16 protein-coding genes and 1 pseudogene are annotated in these 13,251 nt (G+C 74.2%); 8 read left to right on the forward strand and 9 right to left on the reverse strand.

All coding sequences use genetic code 11. From position 1 onward, the window contains the following. Nucleotides 1-135: 135 nt before the first annotated feature. Nucleotides 136-699 (reverse strand): hypothetical protein, encoded by a 564-nt coding sequence (locus ACQPXS_RS41790; RefSeq protein WP_433454724.1) that lies wholly within the window; start codon nucleotides 697-699, stop codon nucleotides 136-138. 336 nt (nucleotides 700-1,035) lie between these two features. Here ACQPXS_RS41790 and ACQPXS_RS41795 point away from each other — a divergent pair, with 336 nt between their 5' ends. Continuing rightward, nucleotides 1,036-1,470, forward strand: coding sequence for a protease inhibitor (locus ACQPXS_RS41795; protein ID WP_356316869.1), 435 nt, complete (start codon nucleotides 1,036-1,038; stop codon nucleotides 1,468-1,470). Between the two features lie 211 nt (nucleotides 1,471-1,681). On the opposite strand, the gene ACQPXS_RS41800 is transcribed toward ACQPXS_RS41795, so the two are convergent. The 3 genes from ACQPXS_RS41800 to ACQPXS_RS41810 are packed head-to-tail and all read right to left on the reverse strand — an operon-like array spanning nucleotide 1,682 to nucleotide 3,560. Beyond that, on the reverse strand, nucleotides 1,682-1,891 hold the full coding sequence (locus ACQPXS_RS41800) for a CDGSH iron-sulfur domain-containing protein (protein WP_433454725.1): 210 nt from the start codon (nucleotides 1,889-1,891) through the stop codon (nucleotides 1,682-1,684). Continuing rightward, a complete protein-coding gene (locus ACQPXS_RS41805) occupies nucleotides 1,872-2,546 on the reverse strand; it encodes a HemK2/MTQ2 family protein methyltransferase (RefSeq protein WP_433454726.1) in 675 nt (224 codons plus the stop codon). Before ACQPXS_RS41805 ends, ACQPXS_RS41800 begins: the two co-directional genes overlap by 20 nt. Continuing rightward, on the reverse strand, nucleotides 2,547-3,560 hold the full coding sequence (locus ACQPXS_RS41810; protein ID WP_433454727.1) for an iron-containing redox enzyme family protein: 1,014 nt from the start codon (nucleotides 3,558-3,560) through the stop codon (nucleotides 2,547-2,549). Between ACQPXS_RS41810 and ACQPXS_RS41815 the strand changes: the two genes are divergently transcribed. Continuing rightward, nucleotides 3,559-4,095 (forward strand): hypothetical protein, encoded by a 537-nt coding sequence (locus tag ACQPXS_RS41815; RefSeq protein WP_433454728.1) that lies wholly within the window; start codon nucleotides 3,559-3,561, stop codon nucleotides 4,093-4,095. The genes ACQPXS_RS41810 and ACQPXS_RS41815 overlap by 2 nt on opposite strands. A 67-nt stretch (nucleotides 4,096-4,162) precedes the next feature. Here the strand turns inward: ACQPXS_RS41815 and ACQPXS_RS41820 are convergent, their stop codons facing one another. The 3 genes from ACQPXS_RS41820 to ACQPXS_RS41830 all read right to left on the reverse strand — a co-directional run bounded on the left by ACQPXS_RS41820 (nucleotide 4,163) and on the right by ACQPXS_RS41830 (nucleotide 6,495). Further along, the gene (locus ACQPXS_RS41820) at nucleotides 4,163-4,342 is read right to left on the reverse strand and encodes a hypothetical protein (RefSeq protein WP_365325028.1); all 180 of its coding nucleotides are present in this window, start codon (nucleotides 4,340-4,342) and stop codon (nucleotides 4,163-4,165) included. 56 nt (nucleotides 4,343-4,398) lie between these two features. Beyond that, on the reverse strand, nucleotides 4,399-4,896 hold the full coding sequence (locus ACQPXS_RS41825; protein ID WP_433454729.1) for a methyltransferase family protein: 498 nt from the start codon (nucleotides 4,894-4,896) through the stop codon (nucleotides 4,399-4,401). A 90-nt stretch (nucleotides 4,897-4,986) separates the two neighbouring features. Then, a complete protein-coding gene (locus tag ACQPXS_RS41830) occupies nucleotides 4,987-6,495 on the reverse strand; it encodes an MFS transporter (protein ID WP_433454730.1) in 1,509 nt (502 codons plus the stop codon). Between the two features lie 171 nt (nucleotides 6,496-6,666). Between ACQPXS_RS41830 and ACQPXS_RS41835 the strand changes: the two genes are divergently transcribed. Continuing rightward, nucleotides 6,667-7,008, forward strand: coding sequence for an ArsR/SmtB family transcription factor (locus tag ACQPXS_RS41835; RefSeq protein ID WP_433454731.1), 342 nt, complete (start codon nucleotides 6,667-6,669; stop codon nucleotides 7,006-7,008). 6 nt (nucleotides 7,009-7,014) lie between these two features. Then, on the forward strand, nucleotides 7,015-7,542 hold the full coding sequence (locus ACQPXS_RS41840) for an SRPBCC family protein (RefSeq protein ID WP_356316882.1): 528 nt from the start codon (nucleotides 7,015-7,017) through the stop codon (nucleotides 7,540-7,542). A 149-nt stretch (nucleotides 7,543-7,691) separates the two neighbouring features. Here the strand turns inward: ACQPXS_RS41840 and ACQPXS_RS41845 are convergent. Then, nucleotides 7,692-8,129, reverse strand: a pseudogene (locus tag ACQPXS_RS41845) (FAD-dependent monooxygenase); the annotation flags it as partial. A gap of 277 nt (nucleotides 8,130-8,406) precedes the next feature. On the opposite strand from ACQPXS_RS41845, the gene ACQPXS_RS41850 reads away from it, so the two are divergent. Genes ACQPXS_RS41850 through ACQPXS_RS41860 form a run of 3 tightly spaced genes read left to right on the forward strand, consistent with a single transcriptional unit; the run spans nucleotide 8,407 to nucleotide 11,030 of the window. Continuing rightward, nucleotides 8,407-9,261 carry an SDR family NAD(P)-dependent oxidoreductase gene (locus ACQPXS_RS41850; RefSeq protein ID WP_433454732.1) on the forward strand — a complete coding sequence of 285 codons (855 nt, stop codon included), beginning with the start codon at nucleotides 8,407-8,409 and terminating at the stop codon, nucleotides 9,259-9,261. Between the two features lie 6 nt (nucleotides 9,262-9,267). After that, complete coding sequence (locus ACQPXS_RS41855) at nucleotides 9,268-10,194, forward strand: DMT family transporter (RefSeq protein ID WP_433454733.1); 927 nt, start codon at nucleotides 9,268-9,270, stop codon at nucleotides 10,192-10,194. A 26-nt stretch (nucleotides 10,195-10,220) separates the two neighbouring features. Next, nucleotides 10,221-11,030 (forward strand): polysaccharide deacetylase family protein, encoded by an 810-nt coding sequence (locus tag ACQPXS_RS41860; protein WP_433454734.1) that lies wholly within the window; start codon nucleotides 10,221-10,223, stop codon nucleotides 11,028-11,030. 85 nt (nucleotides 11,031-11,115) lie between these two features. Here the strand turns inward: ACQPXS_RS41860 and ACQPXS_RS41865 are convergent, their stop codons facing one another. After that, a complete protein-coding gene (locus ACQPXS_RS41865) occupies nucleotides 11,116-12,243 on the reverse strand; it encodes an MGDG synthase family glycosyltransferase (protein ID WP_433454735.1) in 1,128 nt (375 codons plus the stop codon). 163 nt (nucleotides 12,244-12,406) lie between these two features. On the opposite strand from ACQPXS_RS41865, the gene ACQPXS_RS41870 reads away from it, so the two are divergent. After that, nucleotides 12,407-13,237 carry a ribonuclease BN gene (locus ACQPXS_RS41870; protein ID WP_433454736.1) on the forward strand — a complete coding sequence of 277 codons (831 nt, stop codon included), beginning with the start codon at nucleotides 12,407-12,409 and terminating at the stop codon, nucleotides 13,235-13,237. Nucleotides 13,238-13,251: the final 14 nt, after the last annotated feature.

Genomic DNA, 13,251 nt, shown 5'->3' on the forward strand with positions numbered 1-13,251 from the left:
GGCGGTGGAGCGCTGGGTCGCGCGGTGGTGGTGGACGGCCGTCGGTGCCGCGGGGGTGTCGCGGCACGCGCGGCGGCCGTCCGGAGCGGTTCGCCGACGGTACGGGCGCGGCCCTGACCCCTGCCAGAGGACGATTCATCCATCTTCGTCGTCGCCAGTGGAGGAATCGGCCACCTCCTCCGCGTCGGGTCCCTGCGCCCGTACCCGCTGGACGTGTTCCAGCGACTCGCGCAGCTCGGTCAGCCAGTCCTCGGTGTGGCGCTGGACCAGGCGCACGCACCAGGCGAGGGCGTCACTGCGGCTGCGGGCGACGCCCGCGGCGATGAGGGTGTCCAGCACCTGACGCTCCGGCTGGCGCAGCCGGGTCATGACCGGTGCGGCGAGATGGGTGAACAGGGCACGCTCCGGCCCGCACACCACACCCCACGAGACCTTCCTGCGGAACAGGTGCTCGGCCTCCCGGGCCACCTCCATCCGGTCCTCGCGGGTCCGCTCGCGGAACTCCTGGATCCGGGCGCGCCGGGCGCTCTCCCGCTCGGCGTCCGGCGCGCCCTCGGCGAGCCGGGGCTCGGGGACGCGGCCGATCACGGTGATCTCCTCGCGGTCGGCGGTGACCTCGACCAGTTCCTCGAAGAGGTCGTCCGGCAGCCGGCCGGCGAACCAGCCGCGCAGCTTCTCTTTTTGCTCGGGTGTAATCATGTAATCAGCGTTACGCCGCCGACTTCATGAACGCAAGGAGTCGTGAAGGCATCGTGAAAGCTTTCACTCACGGCGAACCCGGAATGTTTCAGGCCGATTAACGAGCCGGTGATTTTCGGCCATGGGAACGCTTTCCGCGATCAAGAACCGCTCAGTTGCGCGGTCGGGCCCGTCTATTTCCGTAACTTCACGCCACTGTTTCAACACGCAAGGTTACTGAAAGCGGTGGGTTCGATGTGTGTTTCGGCTGCGGACTCGGCAGAGTGGCGCTCGCCGCTCCGGCGCCGACCGGGCCCGGAGCCGGCACCCGTCTATCCGAGCGGAAGGATGCACACAATGCGGAACACCGCGCGCTGGGCAGCGGCCCTCGGCCTCACGGCCGCCGCCGTTTGCGGACCCCTGACCGGGGCCGCCGTCGCTGCACCGGGCGCCGCCCCGTCGTCGCTCTACGCCCCCTCGGCGCTGGTCCTCACCACCGGCCACGGCAACGACGCGGCCACGGCCACTCCGGAGCGCGCCGTCACCCTGACCTGCGCCCCCACGGCCTCCGGCACCCACCCGGCAGCGGCCGCGGCCTGCGCGGAACTGCGCGGCACCGGCGGCGACTTCGACGCCCTCAAGCCCGCCGGCGACGTGTGGTGCAACAAGCTGTACGACCCGGTCGTCGTCACCGTCGAGGGCGTCTGGCAGGGCAAGCGCGTCTCCTACGAGCGCACCTTCGGCAACACCTGCGTGCGGGACTCCGTGGGCGGCGGCGTCTTCGCCTTCTAGGGCCGCTCCAAGGACCGGGATCGCAGCGGACCCCGCACACGCCGGAACAGGCCCGCAACCGGGGAGTGCGGCCCCTGCGGCGGGGAACCTGCGATCTCGCACCGGAACCGACGGGCGGAGTGGGGCCGCCCGCCGGCTTCCGGGCACACAGCCGCTCCCCGGGCGGGCCCGTGGGGGGCCTGTCCCGGGGGGCGGCGAAAAACAGCCGGTTTCAACCGCTGTCCCTGGTCTTGCGCCGGTGACTCGTGTCGCACCAGGGATAGCGGCGACTGCGCCGGCAGGTACACAGAGCGACCAGGAACCGGTCCGAGGACACCGTGGTGCCGTCCTCCAACTCGACCTCCACCGGCCCCTCCACGAGGAGCGGCCCCGGTTGCCGGACGGTGATGCGGCGGGCCCGGTCAGCGCGTTCGTTCGGCACGGACGACCACCAACTCCTCCTCCTGTGCCTCCGGTGCGAGCAACCCGCGCCGGCGCAGCCAGTCCTCCCGCGAGCGCAGCACCGGACCGAAGGGGACCCAGCGGCGCCGGACCACCGAGGCCTTCAGGCGTGCGGCACGCAGCAGTTGCAGGGTGCGGTCGGGATCGCTGAGCGCGGAGTGCACGATCAGCAGTACACCTCCGGGGCGCAGCAGCACCGGCGCGTCCCGGCAGATCCGGTCCAACAGCAGCCGGCCGTCCCGGCCCGCGTCCCAGGCCCGGGACCGCCCGCGCGGCCCGCGTCCGGCATCGGGCGCGGGGACGTACGGCGGGTTCGCGAGGATGAGGTCGTAGGTGCGGCCCCGGACCGGTCCGAAGAGGTTGCCGCGCCGGATCCGCACCGGCAGCCGGGTCAGCCAGGCGTTCATCCGCGCCGTCCACACCGCCAGCCGGGACACGTCCACCGCGGTCACCTCGGCGCCGCGCCGGGCCGCCTCCAGGGCCAGCGCCCCGCTGCCGGTGCCGACGTCGAGCACCCGGGCGCCAGGCGGCGGGGCCTCCTCGCGGAGGGACTCGGCCAGCAACTCCGTGTCGTCCTGCGGGGCGTACACGCCCGGAAGCAGTACAGCGATCACACGGCGCGAGTACCCCGGCATTCAGGATGTATGGGATATCTCCGGCGTCAGGGGTGTGCGCAGGGAGGATCGCCCGGCGCGCCAGTCGGCGAGCAGCCGCCGCGCCAGCCGGTCCTCCAGATACTCGGTCGTGTCGATCCCGAACGTCACGTCCGCCGCGAGTTCCGGCTCCTCGGCGAGCAGCCCGCCGATCACCTCATGGCGTACGACCTGTTCGTGCACCGCGTCCGCCTCGACATGCTCGTCGTAGAAGAACTCCGCCGCGGGTCCGGCGCCGGTGCGGCGCATGGCCTCGGCGAGCCGGCGCGAACCCGGCGAGGAGGTGATCTCCACGTCGGCGAAGTGGCCCACCAGCGCGCCGCGCAGCCCGCGGTGCAGGCCGAACAGGGACATCAGGTTGACGACGGCCAGCATCTCCGCGCGAGCCGCGTCCAGGTAGCCGCCGTAGGCGGCGTCCAGGCCCAGGTCCGTCATCAGCGCGGCGAACAGGCGCGCGTGGATCCGGTCGGCCCGGCCGCCGCCGAACTCGTCGAACTCCACGGCCGCCATCCCCGCCTTCGCCCGGCCCCACAGCCGCGGCAGCACCCAGGCGTGCGGGTCGGCCTCCTTCAGGTGGTACAGGGAGCGCTGGGCGGCGTACTCGCGCAGCTGCCACAACTCGCCCTCGGCGCAAAGGAAATGGGTGACTCCGCTGCCCTCGGCCGGTTCGACCAGCAGCGCGGCGAGCGCGTCGTCGAGGCTGTCGTGCTCCGGCGTGTCGGCGCGCAGCGCGGACAGGAAACGCCCCTCCAGCGCGGCGCGGACGCGCAGCAGGTCGGGATCCCACTCCGGCTCCGGGCCGACGCCGCCGAAGCCCCGGTAGTGCAGCTCGTAGCAGAGGTACAGGGCGAGTTGCAGGTCGTCGCCGTAGGGATCCGCCTCCCCGGCCTCGGCGGGGCGGGGGAGGGGTCCGGTGCCGCGCAGACGGGCGGCGACCGCGGCGGAGAGGGGCCCTCGAGGCGATGGCAGCCGGGGCCCGCGCGCGTGGGTGCTCATGGGAACCGGGTACCCCGGCCGCGGAAGGGCACGGCTGGTCGTGCCGCCCCTGGCATGGCGGTCGGCGGTCGCAGGGCCGCCCGGGCCGGAGGAGACCACCGGCGCGACTGCGCCCTGGACGTACGAGCGAGCGCCGCGCCTGGAGCGCACCCCGGCCGGGAACCGGTGGGGGCACACGGCGGGTCCGGCCGGACCGGCGAGGCGGCCCGGACGGGGTGGCGGTCGCCGAACCGGGCCCCTCCGTGCCGACGGACGCCCCGCGCCCCCGCCCCGCCCGCTGCCCCGGTCCCGGCCGACGTCCTTCCGCATCCCCTCGCTGGGGATCAACGCCCCGGTCGCGGGCGTCCGGCTGAACGAAGAACGGCAGTTGGAGACGCCGCCGGTCGACAATCCGAAGCTGGCCGGCTGGTACGAGGGCGGGCCCACACCGGGCGAGACCGGCACCGCGGTCGCCGTCGGCCACCGCGACACCAGGACCGGCGGTCGCTCCACGCCTGGGACGCACGGATGGCCGCCACGCCCGGAGCGGACGTGAGGTCCACACGCCGAAGCGCACATCGATCACCGCCCCCGGGGCGCACGACTTCCCCCGTCCGGTCTGCTCAGTCCCCGTCCGCCTGCTCCTGTGCGTCCGTGTTCGGCGTGATGGCGTCCCCGGCGTTGCCGCCGGTGGCCTTGTCCTCGTCGCGCTTCTCGGCCTCCTCGACCTCCCGGAGGACTTCCTCCAGGGCGGTGTCGAACTGTTCCTTGCGGTCCTTCTCGTCGTCCTGCTCGCCGGACATGACCTCTCCTTCCGCCGCCGTACCCCTGATCAGCTGAGTTACCCTCCGACGGCGTCTCAAGCGCCCTGCCAGGGAGTGCGCCGGGGCCGCCAGGCCGGTACCGCCCGACGGTAGCGCTCGTACTCGGCGCCGAACCGGCGCACCAGTCCCGGTTCCTCGTACCAGCGGACGAACGCCCAGGTCAGCACCCAGGCGCAGGCGGCATAACCGAAGAGCACCGGCCGGGCGAGCAGCAGGCCCTGCCCGAGGAGTACGGCGACCACCGCGACGTAGATCGGATTGCGCACGTACCGGTAGGGGCCGCTCACCACCAGCCGCGCGGGGGGCGCGACCGGCGCCGGCGTGCCGAGCCCCTCCAGGGCGAACCGGCTGAAGGCCTCCAGGATGACGACGGCACCGGCCGCCAGGGGCAGCAGCCCGAGCAGCCGCAGCGGCGGCCACCAGTGGCCGGCCCGCCAGCCACCGGTCAGCCACCACGGCACCAGCACGGCCGCGCTGCCCGAGACGAAGACGAGGAACAGGGCGCTGCCAAGCGCCGCCGAGCCCTTGCGCATGATCCCACCATGACAGGGCGAGGGGCCGCCGTCTCCCTGCTGACGGCGGCCCCTCGGGCCGGATGGCGCGTGGCTGTCACACCGTGGCGGTCACATGTGGACGACCGGTGCCGCTTCCGCGTCCTGCTGCGGCACTCCGCGCCGGTAGAGCACGAAGGCGAGCACCGCGCCAGCCACGAAGAAGCCCGCGGACCACCAGAAGGCGGTCGTGTAGCTCTCGATCGTCGCCTGTGCCCGCACCAGCTTGCTGGTGGCGTCCCGGCCGGAGAGGTAGTCGGTGGCGGCGCTCGCGGCGAGGGTGTTCAGCAGCGCCGTGCCGACCGAACCGCCCACCTGCTGCATGGCGTTGACGGTCGCGGAGGCCACGCCCGCGTCCTCGGCCGCGACCCCGCCGGTGGCCAGCTGCATGGCCGGCGGCATGACCAGGCCGAGGCCCACGCCGATCACGATCAGCTGGGGCAGCACGGCGCTCAGGTAGTGCGAGCCGAGGCCGATGCCGGTCAGCCAGGCCATGCCGGCCGTGGCGACCGCGAAGCCCAGCGGGATGACGGCCTTCGGGCCGAGCCGGGGCACCAGGACCGTGGTGCCGACCTGCGCGGTCACCATCAGCGCGCCGACCATCGGCAGGAACGCCACACCGGTCTTCGTCGGGCTGAAGCCGAGGTTGAGCTGGAGGTAGTAGGTCAGGAAGAGGAACACGCCGAACATGCCCGCGCCGGTGATCAGCACAGCGAGGAAGGAGGCCGCGCGGTCGCGGTCGAGCAGGATGCGCAGCGGCAGCAGCGGATGCGCGGCCCGGGTCTGCCACCAGGCGAAGGCCGCCAGCAGCAGACCGCCCGCGATCAGGAAGCCCCAGGTCAGCGGCGAACCCCAGGAGTGGGTCTCGGCGTTGGAGAAGCCGTAGACCAGGGAGAACAGACCGGCGGCCACGAGGACCGTGCCGGGCACGTCCAGCTTGGCGTTCGCAGCGTCGCGGTGGTTGCCCAGCAGGATCCAGCCGCCCGCGAAGGCGACGACCGCGATGGCCACGTTCACGTACAGGGTCCAGCGCCAGTCGAGGGCGTCCGTCAGCACACCGCCGAGCAGCAGGCCCACGGCACCGCCGGCGCCGGCGATCGCGCCGTACACGCTGAAGGCGCGGGCCCGTTCCCGGGCGTCGGTGAACGTGGTGTTGAGCAAGGACAGCGCGGCGGGCGCGAGCAGCGCGCCGAAGGCACCCTGCAGGGCGCGGGCGACGACCAGCATGGTGAAGCCGTTCGCGGCGCCGCCGAGCGCGGAGGCGGCGGCGAAGCCGACGACGCCCACGAGGAAGGCGGGCTTGCGGCCGAACAGGTCGGCGATCCGGCCGCCGAGCAGCAGCAGGGAGGCGAAGGCGAGGGCGTACGCCGTCACGATCCACTGCCGGTTGCCGTCGGAGAAGCCGAGGTCGGTCTGGGCGGACGGCAGGGCGATGTTCACGATCGTGGCGTCGAGGACGACCATCAGCTGGGCGACGGCGACGACCGCGAGGATCCACCACCGCCTCGGCGAGGCCACGCCCCCGTGCTCGATCGCGGCGGCTCCTGCGCGGGAGCCTTCGGCCAGGGTCTTCTGGGGCATCGGCAACCACTCCAGGGCAAGTCGTTCGGGTGCGGAGGTACGAGAAGGCGAACAGCTCGTAAACGAAACTGTTTCGTACACATCGAGCCTAAGGCACGTTTATCGAAACGGCAACGTTTCTCTTCTTTCATTCCTTGACAGACATATAACTGCCGAGGCATATTCGCGGCCATGTCCGACGCAGCGCTCTGGTCCGCCCTCGCCGACCCGCACCGACGGGCCATCGTCGCGCTCCTGCTGGAGCGCCCCCGGTCCGTCGGGGAGATCGTCGAGGCCTGCGGACTGAGCCAGCCGAGCACCTCCAAGCATCTGAAGGTGCTCCGGGAGGCGGGCCTGGTCCGGGTCCGGCAGGACGCGCAGCGCCGCGTCTACGCCCTGGACGCGGCACCGATCGCCGCCCTCGACGCCTGGCTCGGGCCCTACCGCCGGCTGTGGAACCGCAGCCTGGACGTCCTGGGCCGGCGCCTCGACGAGGCGTCGGACGACACCCGACACCCCCCGCGGAAGGACTGAAGCACCATGCCCGTCGACCTCTCCGGCACCTATCTGACCCTGGACGACGGCCGCCCCGCCGTCCGGTTCAGCCGCACCTACGACCACCCGGTGGACCGCGTCTGGCGGTTCGTCACCGACCCCGACGAACTGGCCCAGTGGTTCCCCTCCCGCGCCGAGATCGAACTGCGCCCCGGCGGCACCATCCGCTTCAGCGGCGACCCGAACATGCCCGAGTCCACCGGTCGCGTGCTCGCCGTCGACCCGCCCCGGCACCTGTCCTTCGCGTGGGGCGGGGACGAACTCCACTTCGACCTGGAAGCCGTCGGAGACAAGAGCACCCGGTTCACCCTCACCAACGTCCTCGACGAGGCGAACACCGCCGCCCGCAACGGCGCCGGCTGGGAGGTCTGTCTCGCCGCCCTCGACGCCAAGGCGCGCGGCGAGCACTTCGAGGGCGCGCACGCGGGGGTGAGCGCGCCCTGGAAGGAGTTCTACGACGCCTACATCGGCGCCGGTGTGCCCTCCGGCGCGCCCGTGCCGGGCCTGGACTGACCCGCCGCGCCCATCAGCTCGCGAACACCCGGCCCAGGGCCGCGGACAGCGCGCCGGGCCCGGCAGGGAACACCCGTGCGCCCAGATGACCGTCCGGGCGCACCAGGAACGCGGTGCTCCCCGCGCACCCGTACCGGGCGCGAACCTCTCTCCTCGGGCAGTGCGCCGCCGCCGAAGGACGGCCCCAGGGTCTTGCGGACCACGCTGTGCGCGCCGTCGCAGCCGACCAGGAAGCGGGAGGGGACCTCCTGCTCGTCCCCGGAGGCGGTACGCAGCCGGCTGGTGGCACCGTCGGCGTCCTGGGCGTACCGCGGAAGGCACGCGAAGCAGTACGGCACCTCCGCCGGAAGCTTCAGCTCGATCCGCGCCTGCTCCGCGCCGTTCACGTAGATCAGCTGGCCGCGCGGGGGCAGCGCCGCGCGGGCCACGCCCGTCCGCTCCCAGAACTCGAAGGTCCGCGGCTGGATGCCGACCGCCCTGGCGTACGGCAGCCGCTAGGGCAGCCGGTCGATCAGCAGGCAGTCCACACCCAGTCCGCGCAGTTCGAGAGCGGCCGTCAGACCGACCGGGCCCGTCCCCGCGACCAGTACCTCGGTGTGCCTCCTGCCCTTCTCCCGCCAGGCGCGTCGGCGTACGGTCGAGACGTCGGCCCCGCGCCCCCGGTCCGCTCTCTCGTCCCGCACCCCATGGTCGTCCCGGACGTACCACCCGGCGACCCGGGCTCCGTCCATCCCACCGGCGGCGGGCGTTCGGCGGGCCTCCGCCGTGCGCGGTGTTTCAGTCTGTGGCGCCCTGGATACACCGCGAAGGTTCGGCCCCGGAGTTCGCGAGCCCGTGCCCCCACGTCGCAGTGAGGTCGTCACCATGTCCCACGCACCGCCCCCCGCAGGACCGTCGAAACGCGCCGGGCCGGTCGCGACCACCGTCCCGCACGCGGGATCCGTCCTCGGATCCGCCGGAAACCGGGCGGGCCCCGGTGGCACCGCCCTGGTGACGGGTGCCTCCTCCGGCATCGGCGCCGTCGTCGCCCGCCGGCTCGCCGCCGAGGGAGGCTGGCGGCTGGTGCTGAACGGACGGGACGCCACCCGCCTGGAGCAGGTGGCCGCCCCGCTCGACGCCCTGGCCGTGCCGGCGGATCTGACCCGGCCGGGCGCCGACCGCCTGCTCACCGACCTGGTCCTGGACCACACGGACCGCCTCGACCTGCTGGTGGCGTGCGCCGGCCTGGGCTGGGCCGGCGACTTCACCGGCATGCCGCACGCGCGCATCGACGAGATCGTCGGCGTCGACCTGCTGGCCACCCTGCACCTCGTGCGCGCCCTGCTGCCCCACATGGTCGCGGCCGGCTCGGGACGCATCGTGCTCATCGGGTCCGTCGCGGGCAGCGTCGGCGTCCGCGGCGAGGCCGTGTACTCCGCCGCGAAGGCCGCCCTCGCCGCCTTCGCCGACGCCCTGCGCTACGAGTTGCGCCGCACCGGGGTGGGCGTGACGCTGGTGATCCCCGGCGCGGTCGACACGCCGTTCTTCGAACGCCGGGGCGCCCCCTACACGCGGGCATGGCCGCGACCGGTGCCGGCCGAGCGGGTGGCGGACGCCGTCTGGGACGCGCTTCGGCACGGCAAGGACGAGGTGTACGTCCCCGGCTGGCTCCGGTATCCCGCCCAGGTGCGCGGTGTCGCGCCCGGGCTCTACCGATGGCTCGCGGCCCGCTTCGGGTGAACGGCCATGATCACGGTCACGGTGCTGCTCGCGCTCCTCGCGGCCCTGAGCAACGCGTCCGCGTCCGTGCTGCAGCGCCGGGCCGCCGTACAGGAGCGGTCCAAGGACGGCGGGGCCGACGGGACGGGGCCGGCCCTGCGCCGGTTCGCCCGGCTGCTGCGGCGCCCGTACTGGCTCGCGGGCGCCGCGCTGCTGGCGGTCTCGGGGCTGCTGCAGGCCGGGGCGCTGGCCATGGGCAGCCTCTCCCTCGTCCAGCCGCTGCTCGCCACCGAGCTGCTGTTCACTCTGCTGGTCGGCGGTGTCGTCTTCCGGCGCCGCCCCGGACTGTGGACCTGGCTCGCCTTCGTCGCCCTCGCCGCCGGGCTGGCCCTGTTCCTGCTGGCGGCCGCCCCGGGCGCGGGCCGCGCGACCGCCCCGCCCCGGGCCTGGCTGCTGGGCGGCGGCGGGGCGCTCGGCCTGGTCGTGCTCCTCCTGGCCGCCGCCCGTCCGACGAAGGGCGCGCCCCGCGCCGCGCTGTTCGGCCTCGCCTCCGCCGTGTGCTTCGCCGCCACCGCCGCGCTGCTCAAGGAAGCCGTGGGGCGCCTCGGACACGGGCCTGCGGAGATGTTCACCCACTGGTCGCCGTACGCCACGGCCGGCGCCGGACTCGTCGCCTTCCTGCTGCTGCAGAGCGCGCTGGACGCCGGATCGCTCACCGCCTCCCAGCCCGCGCTCACCCTCGGCGACGCGCTCACCAGCGTCGTCCTCGGCTGGGTGCTGTTCGCGGAGGCGGTCCACCTCGGATGGCGGATGCTGCCGGAGGCGCTCGGTGTCGCACTGATCGGGGCGGGCAGTATCGGACTGGCCCGGGCCCCGGCCGTCGGACGGGAGTGGGACACGCGGTCGCGGGACGGGAAGGACACCGGGAGGCGTCTGCATCGGACACACCGGTGAGCACACGTACGGGAAGGCGGGTGGTGATGTCCCTCATGTCCGGCCGTCCATGGCTAACAGCGGCCGTCCTGCTGCCGGCGGCCGTCGCCGCCGCGCACATCGGACCGGCGGCCACCTGGCTCCCGGCGGTGCGGCTGATGCTGTTCCCGCGGCTCTCCGGCACCGGCCGCCGCCGGCACGTCGCGCTGACCTTCGACGACGGCCCGGACCCCGCGTCGACGCCGCGCTTCCTCGACGTGCTGGACGACCTCGGCGTGCGGGCGACGTTCTTCGTGCTGGGCGAGAACGTGGTGCGCCATCCCGCGCTGGTCCGGGAGACCGCCCGGCGCGGACACGAACTGGCGGTGCACGGCTGGACGCACGACCGTCCCTGGCGCCCCGCGCCCGCCCGGGACGCGGAGCAGGTCGCCCGGACGGTCCGCGCCCTGCACGACATCTCCGGTCACCGGCCGCAGTTCTACCGGCCGCCGTACGGGATCCTCACCTCCGGACGCTGGCTGGCCGCACGGCGGGCCGGGCTGCAGCCGGTGCTGTGGTCGGCGTGGGGCAAGGACTGGACGGCCGAGGCCACCCCAGCGTCCGTGCGGGCTCTGGTCGCGGCGGACCTGCGCGGCGGCGGCACCGTCCTGCTGCACGACTCCGACCGGCTCTCGGCCCCCGGCTGCTGGCGCTCGGCCCTCGGCGCACTGCCCGCCCTGGTGCGGGACTGCCGCGAGGTCGGCCTCACGGTCGGCCCCCTGCGCGACCACGGCTGCGCTGCCGAGCAGGCCGACCGGCAGCCCAGCGCACGGCCGGCCCGGCCGACCGGCCACCCGACGCTCCGGGGCCAGCGCTGACAGGCTCTACGTCGCCGAGTCCAGGGCGGCGAACCTGACGTACCAGGCCGGTCCCCGGCGGTCGCCGGTGCCCCGGGTCCCCGCGTCACAACCCCGCCACGTGCGCCATCGGATCGCCCCGGAACAGCGCCCGGCCCCGCGCCACCCGTTCCGGCCGCACCGGGCCGTCCTCGGTGAGGCTGCCGAGAGCCGCCAGCAACGCGGACCCGTCCGGGACGAGTTCCGACACGCCGAGGTCGGCCATCCGGCGGACCCCGTCCACCCCGTGGCCGGGCAGCGGCCGGTAGCCGATCACGGGCAGCCCGGCGGCCAGGGCCTGTACGGCGGTCTGACCGGCCGCGTTGTCCACCAGGGCGTAGGCGGCGGCCAGCAGCCCGGGCATGTCGTCCACCCAGTCCAGGGCGAGCACCCCGGGCACCCGGGCCACCCGCTCCCGCAGCCGCGCGTTGCGCCCGCACAGCACGACCGGCAGATAGCCGGCCCGCGTCAGCAGCCGGGCGGTGGCGTCCGGGCGGTACGCCGCACCCCAGGCGCCCGCCGACAGCAGGACCGGCGGCCGGCCGGGCGCGTGCCCGGCGAAGCGCTCCCGCCACCGCGCGGCCCCGGGCGCCGGTGCGCGGAAGCAGGGCGCGACCGCCGGCCCGGTCGTCACGGCGGGCGTGTCCAGGGCCCGGCGCACCTCGGCCGCCGCCCCGTCCGTGAGGCACAGGTACCGGTCGTTGCCGGGATGCAGCCACTGCCGGTGCACGGCGAAGTCGACGAGGTACACGGCGCTCGGCACCCGCAGCCGCCCCCGGGCCCGGAGATGACCGGTGAGCTGAGCGGCCAGATGGAAGACGGACACCACCACATCGGCGTCCAGCCGCTCCACCAGTTCCGTCAGCCCGGCGGCGGCGAGCCGGGCCAGCGGCACCCCGCTGGGACGCGGCCCCCTGCCCTCGCGCAGGAACGCGCCGTAGACGCCGGCGTACGCCCACGGGAAGTGCCGTACCGCGGCCTGGTAGGAGCGGCGCAGCCCGCCGCCCAGGCCGTACGGCAGCAGGCGCAGGACGTCGGCTACGTGCGGCTCGTGCCCGCGCGCCGCGGCTCGGCGCGCCAGTTCGGCGGCCACGGTGTCGTGGCCCGCGCCCATGCTCGCGCTCAGGATCAGCGGCCGCCGCCGGCCGCTCGGCGTGGACGCGTCCGTGGAGGGCACCTCGGCAGGAGTACGCACGGGGTCCGATTCTCCGGTGGGCGCCGCCCGCAAACCGGTCACTCCGCCGCCGTGTCGCCGGACCGCGGACGCGCGACACGACGGCGACGCGAGTTGCCCGGAGCGCCGCGGGGTGGATGAATCGGCTCAGGACAGCGTGTGGGCGGCGAGCACGGGAGGAGCCGTGAGGCGGTGGCGGCGCGGCCTGCACCGCGCTTGGGAGTGGCTCAGGGTCGGGGTCCTGCTCGATCGCGGCCGCGAACTGGAACTGATGCACCGGGCCATGGGGTTCGCCACCCTGGCCCTGGTGACGCTGGCGCCCCTGCTGATCGTGGTCGCCGCCGCCGATCCCCTGGTGAGGGGCGGTTTCGCCTCGTGGCTCACCGACGGCATGGGCCTGTCCGGCCGGTCCGCCCGTGTGGTCACCGACGTCATCAGCCCGCCGCGCAACGTCATCGGCACGACCAGCGTGTGGGGTGGTGTCCTGCTGGCCGTCTTCGGGGTGTCCTTCGGCGGCAGCGTGCAGAACGCCTACGAACGGATCTGGGGCGTGCCTCCCGGCCCCTGGCACCGGGTGTGGCGGCAGGCGACCTGGCTGGTGGTGCTCACCGCCTACCTGTACCAGGAGGTGGCGACCAAGGACGCCCTGCACGGGGGCCAGCGGATCGCGCTGTCCGCGGTGAGCGCCATCGCCTTCTTCTGGTGGGGGCAGCGCTTCCTGCTGGGCGGCCAGGTCAACTGGCGCTCCCTGCTGCCCGGCGCGCTCGCCACCGTCGTCGGCCTGTCGGGCCTGCGCGCCTTCTCCTACCTCGTCTTCACCCCGCTCATCGTCACCAACGCGCTCAGCTACGGCGCGGTCGGCACCGTCCTCGTGGTCGAGTCCTGGCTGATCGGCGTCGGGTTCGTCATCTACGGCGGTGCCCTGTTCGGCCGCTGGTTCACCGAACACCACTGGACGCCGCACCACGACGACCAGGGGGAGGACGGGAGCAGTCCGCGCCGGGGGAAGTACTGAACGGTCCCCGGCCG

This window comes from Streptomyces sp. CA-142005 (assembly GCF_050942335.1).
Lineage (GTDB): Bacteria > Actinomycetota > Actinomycetes > Streptomycetales > Streptomycetaceae > Streptomyces.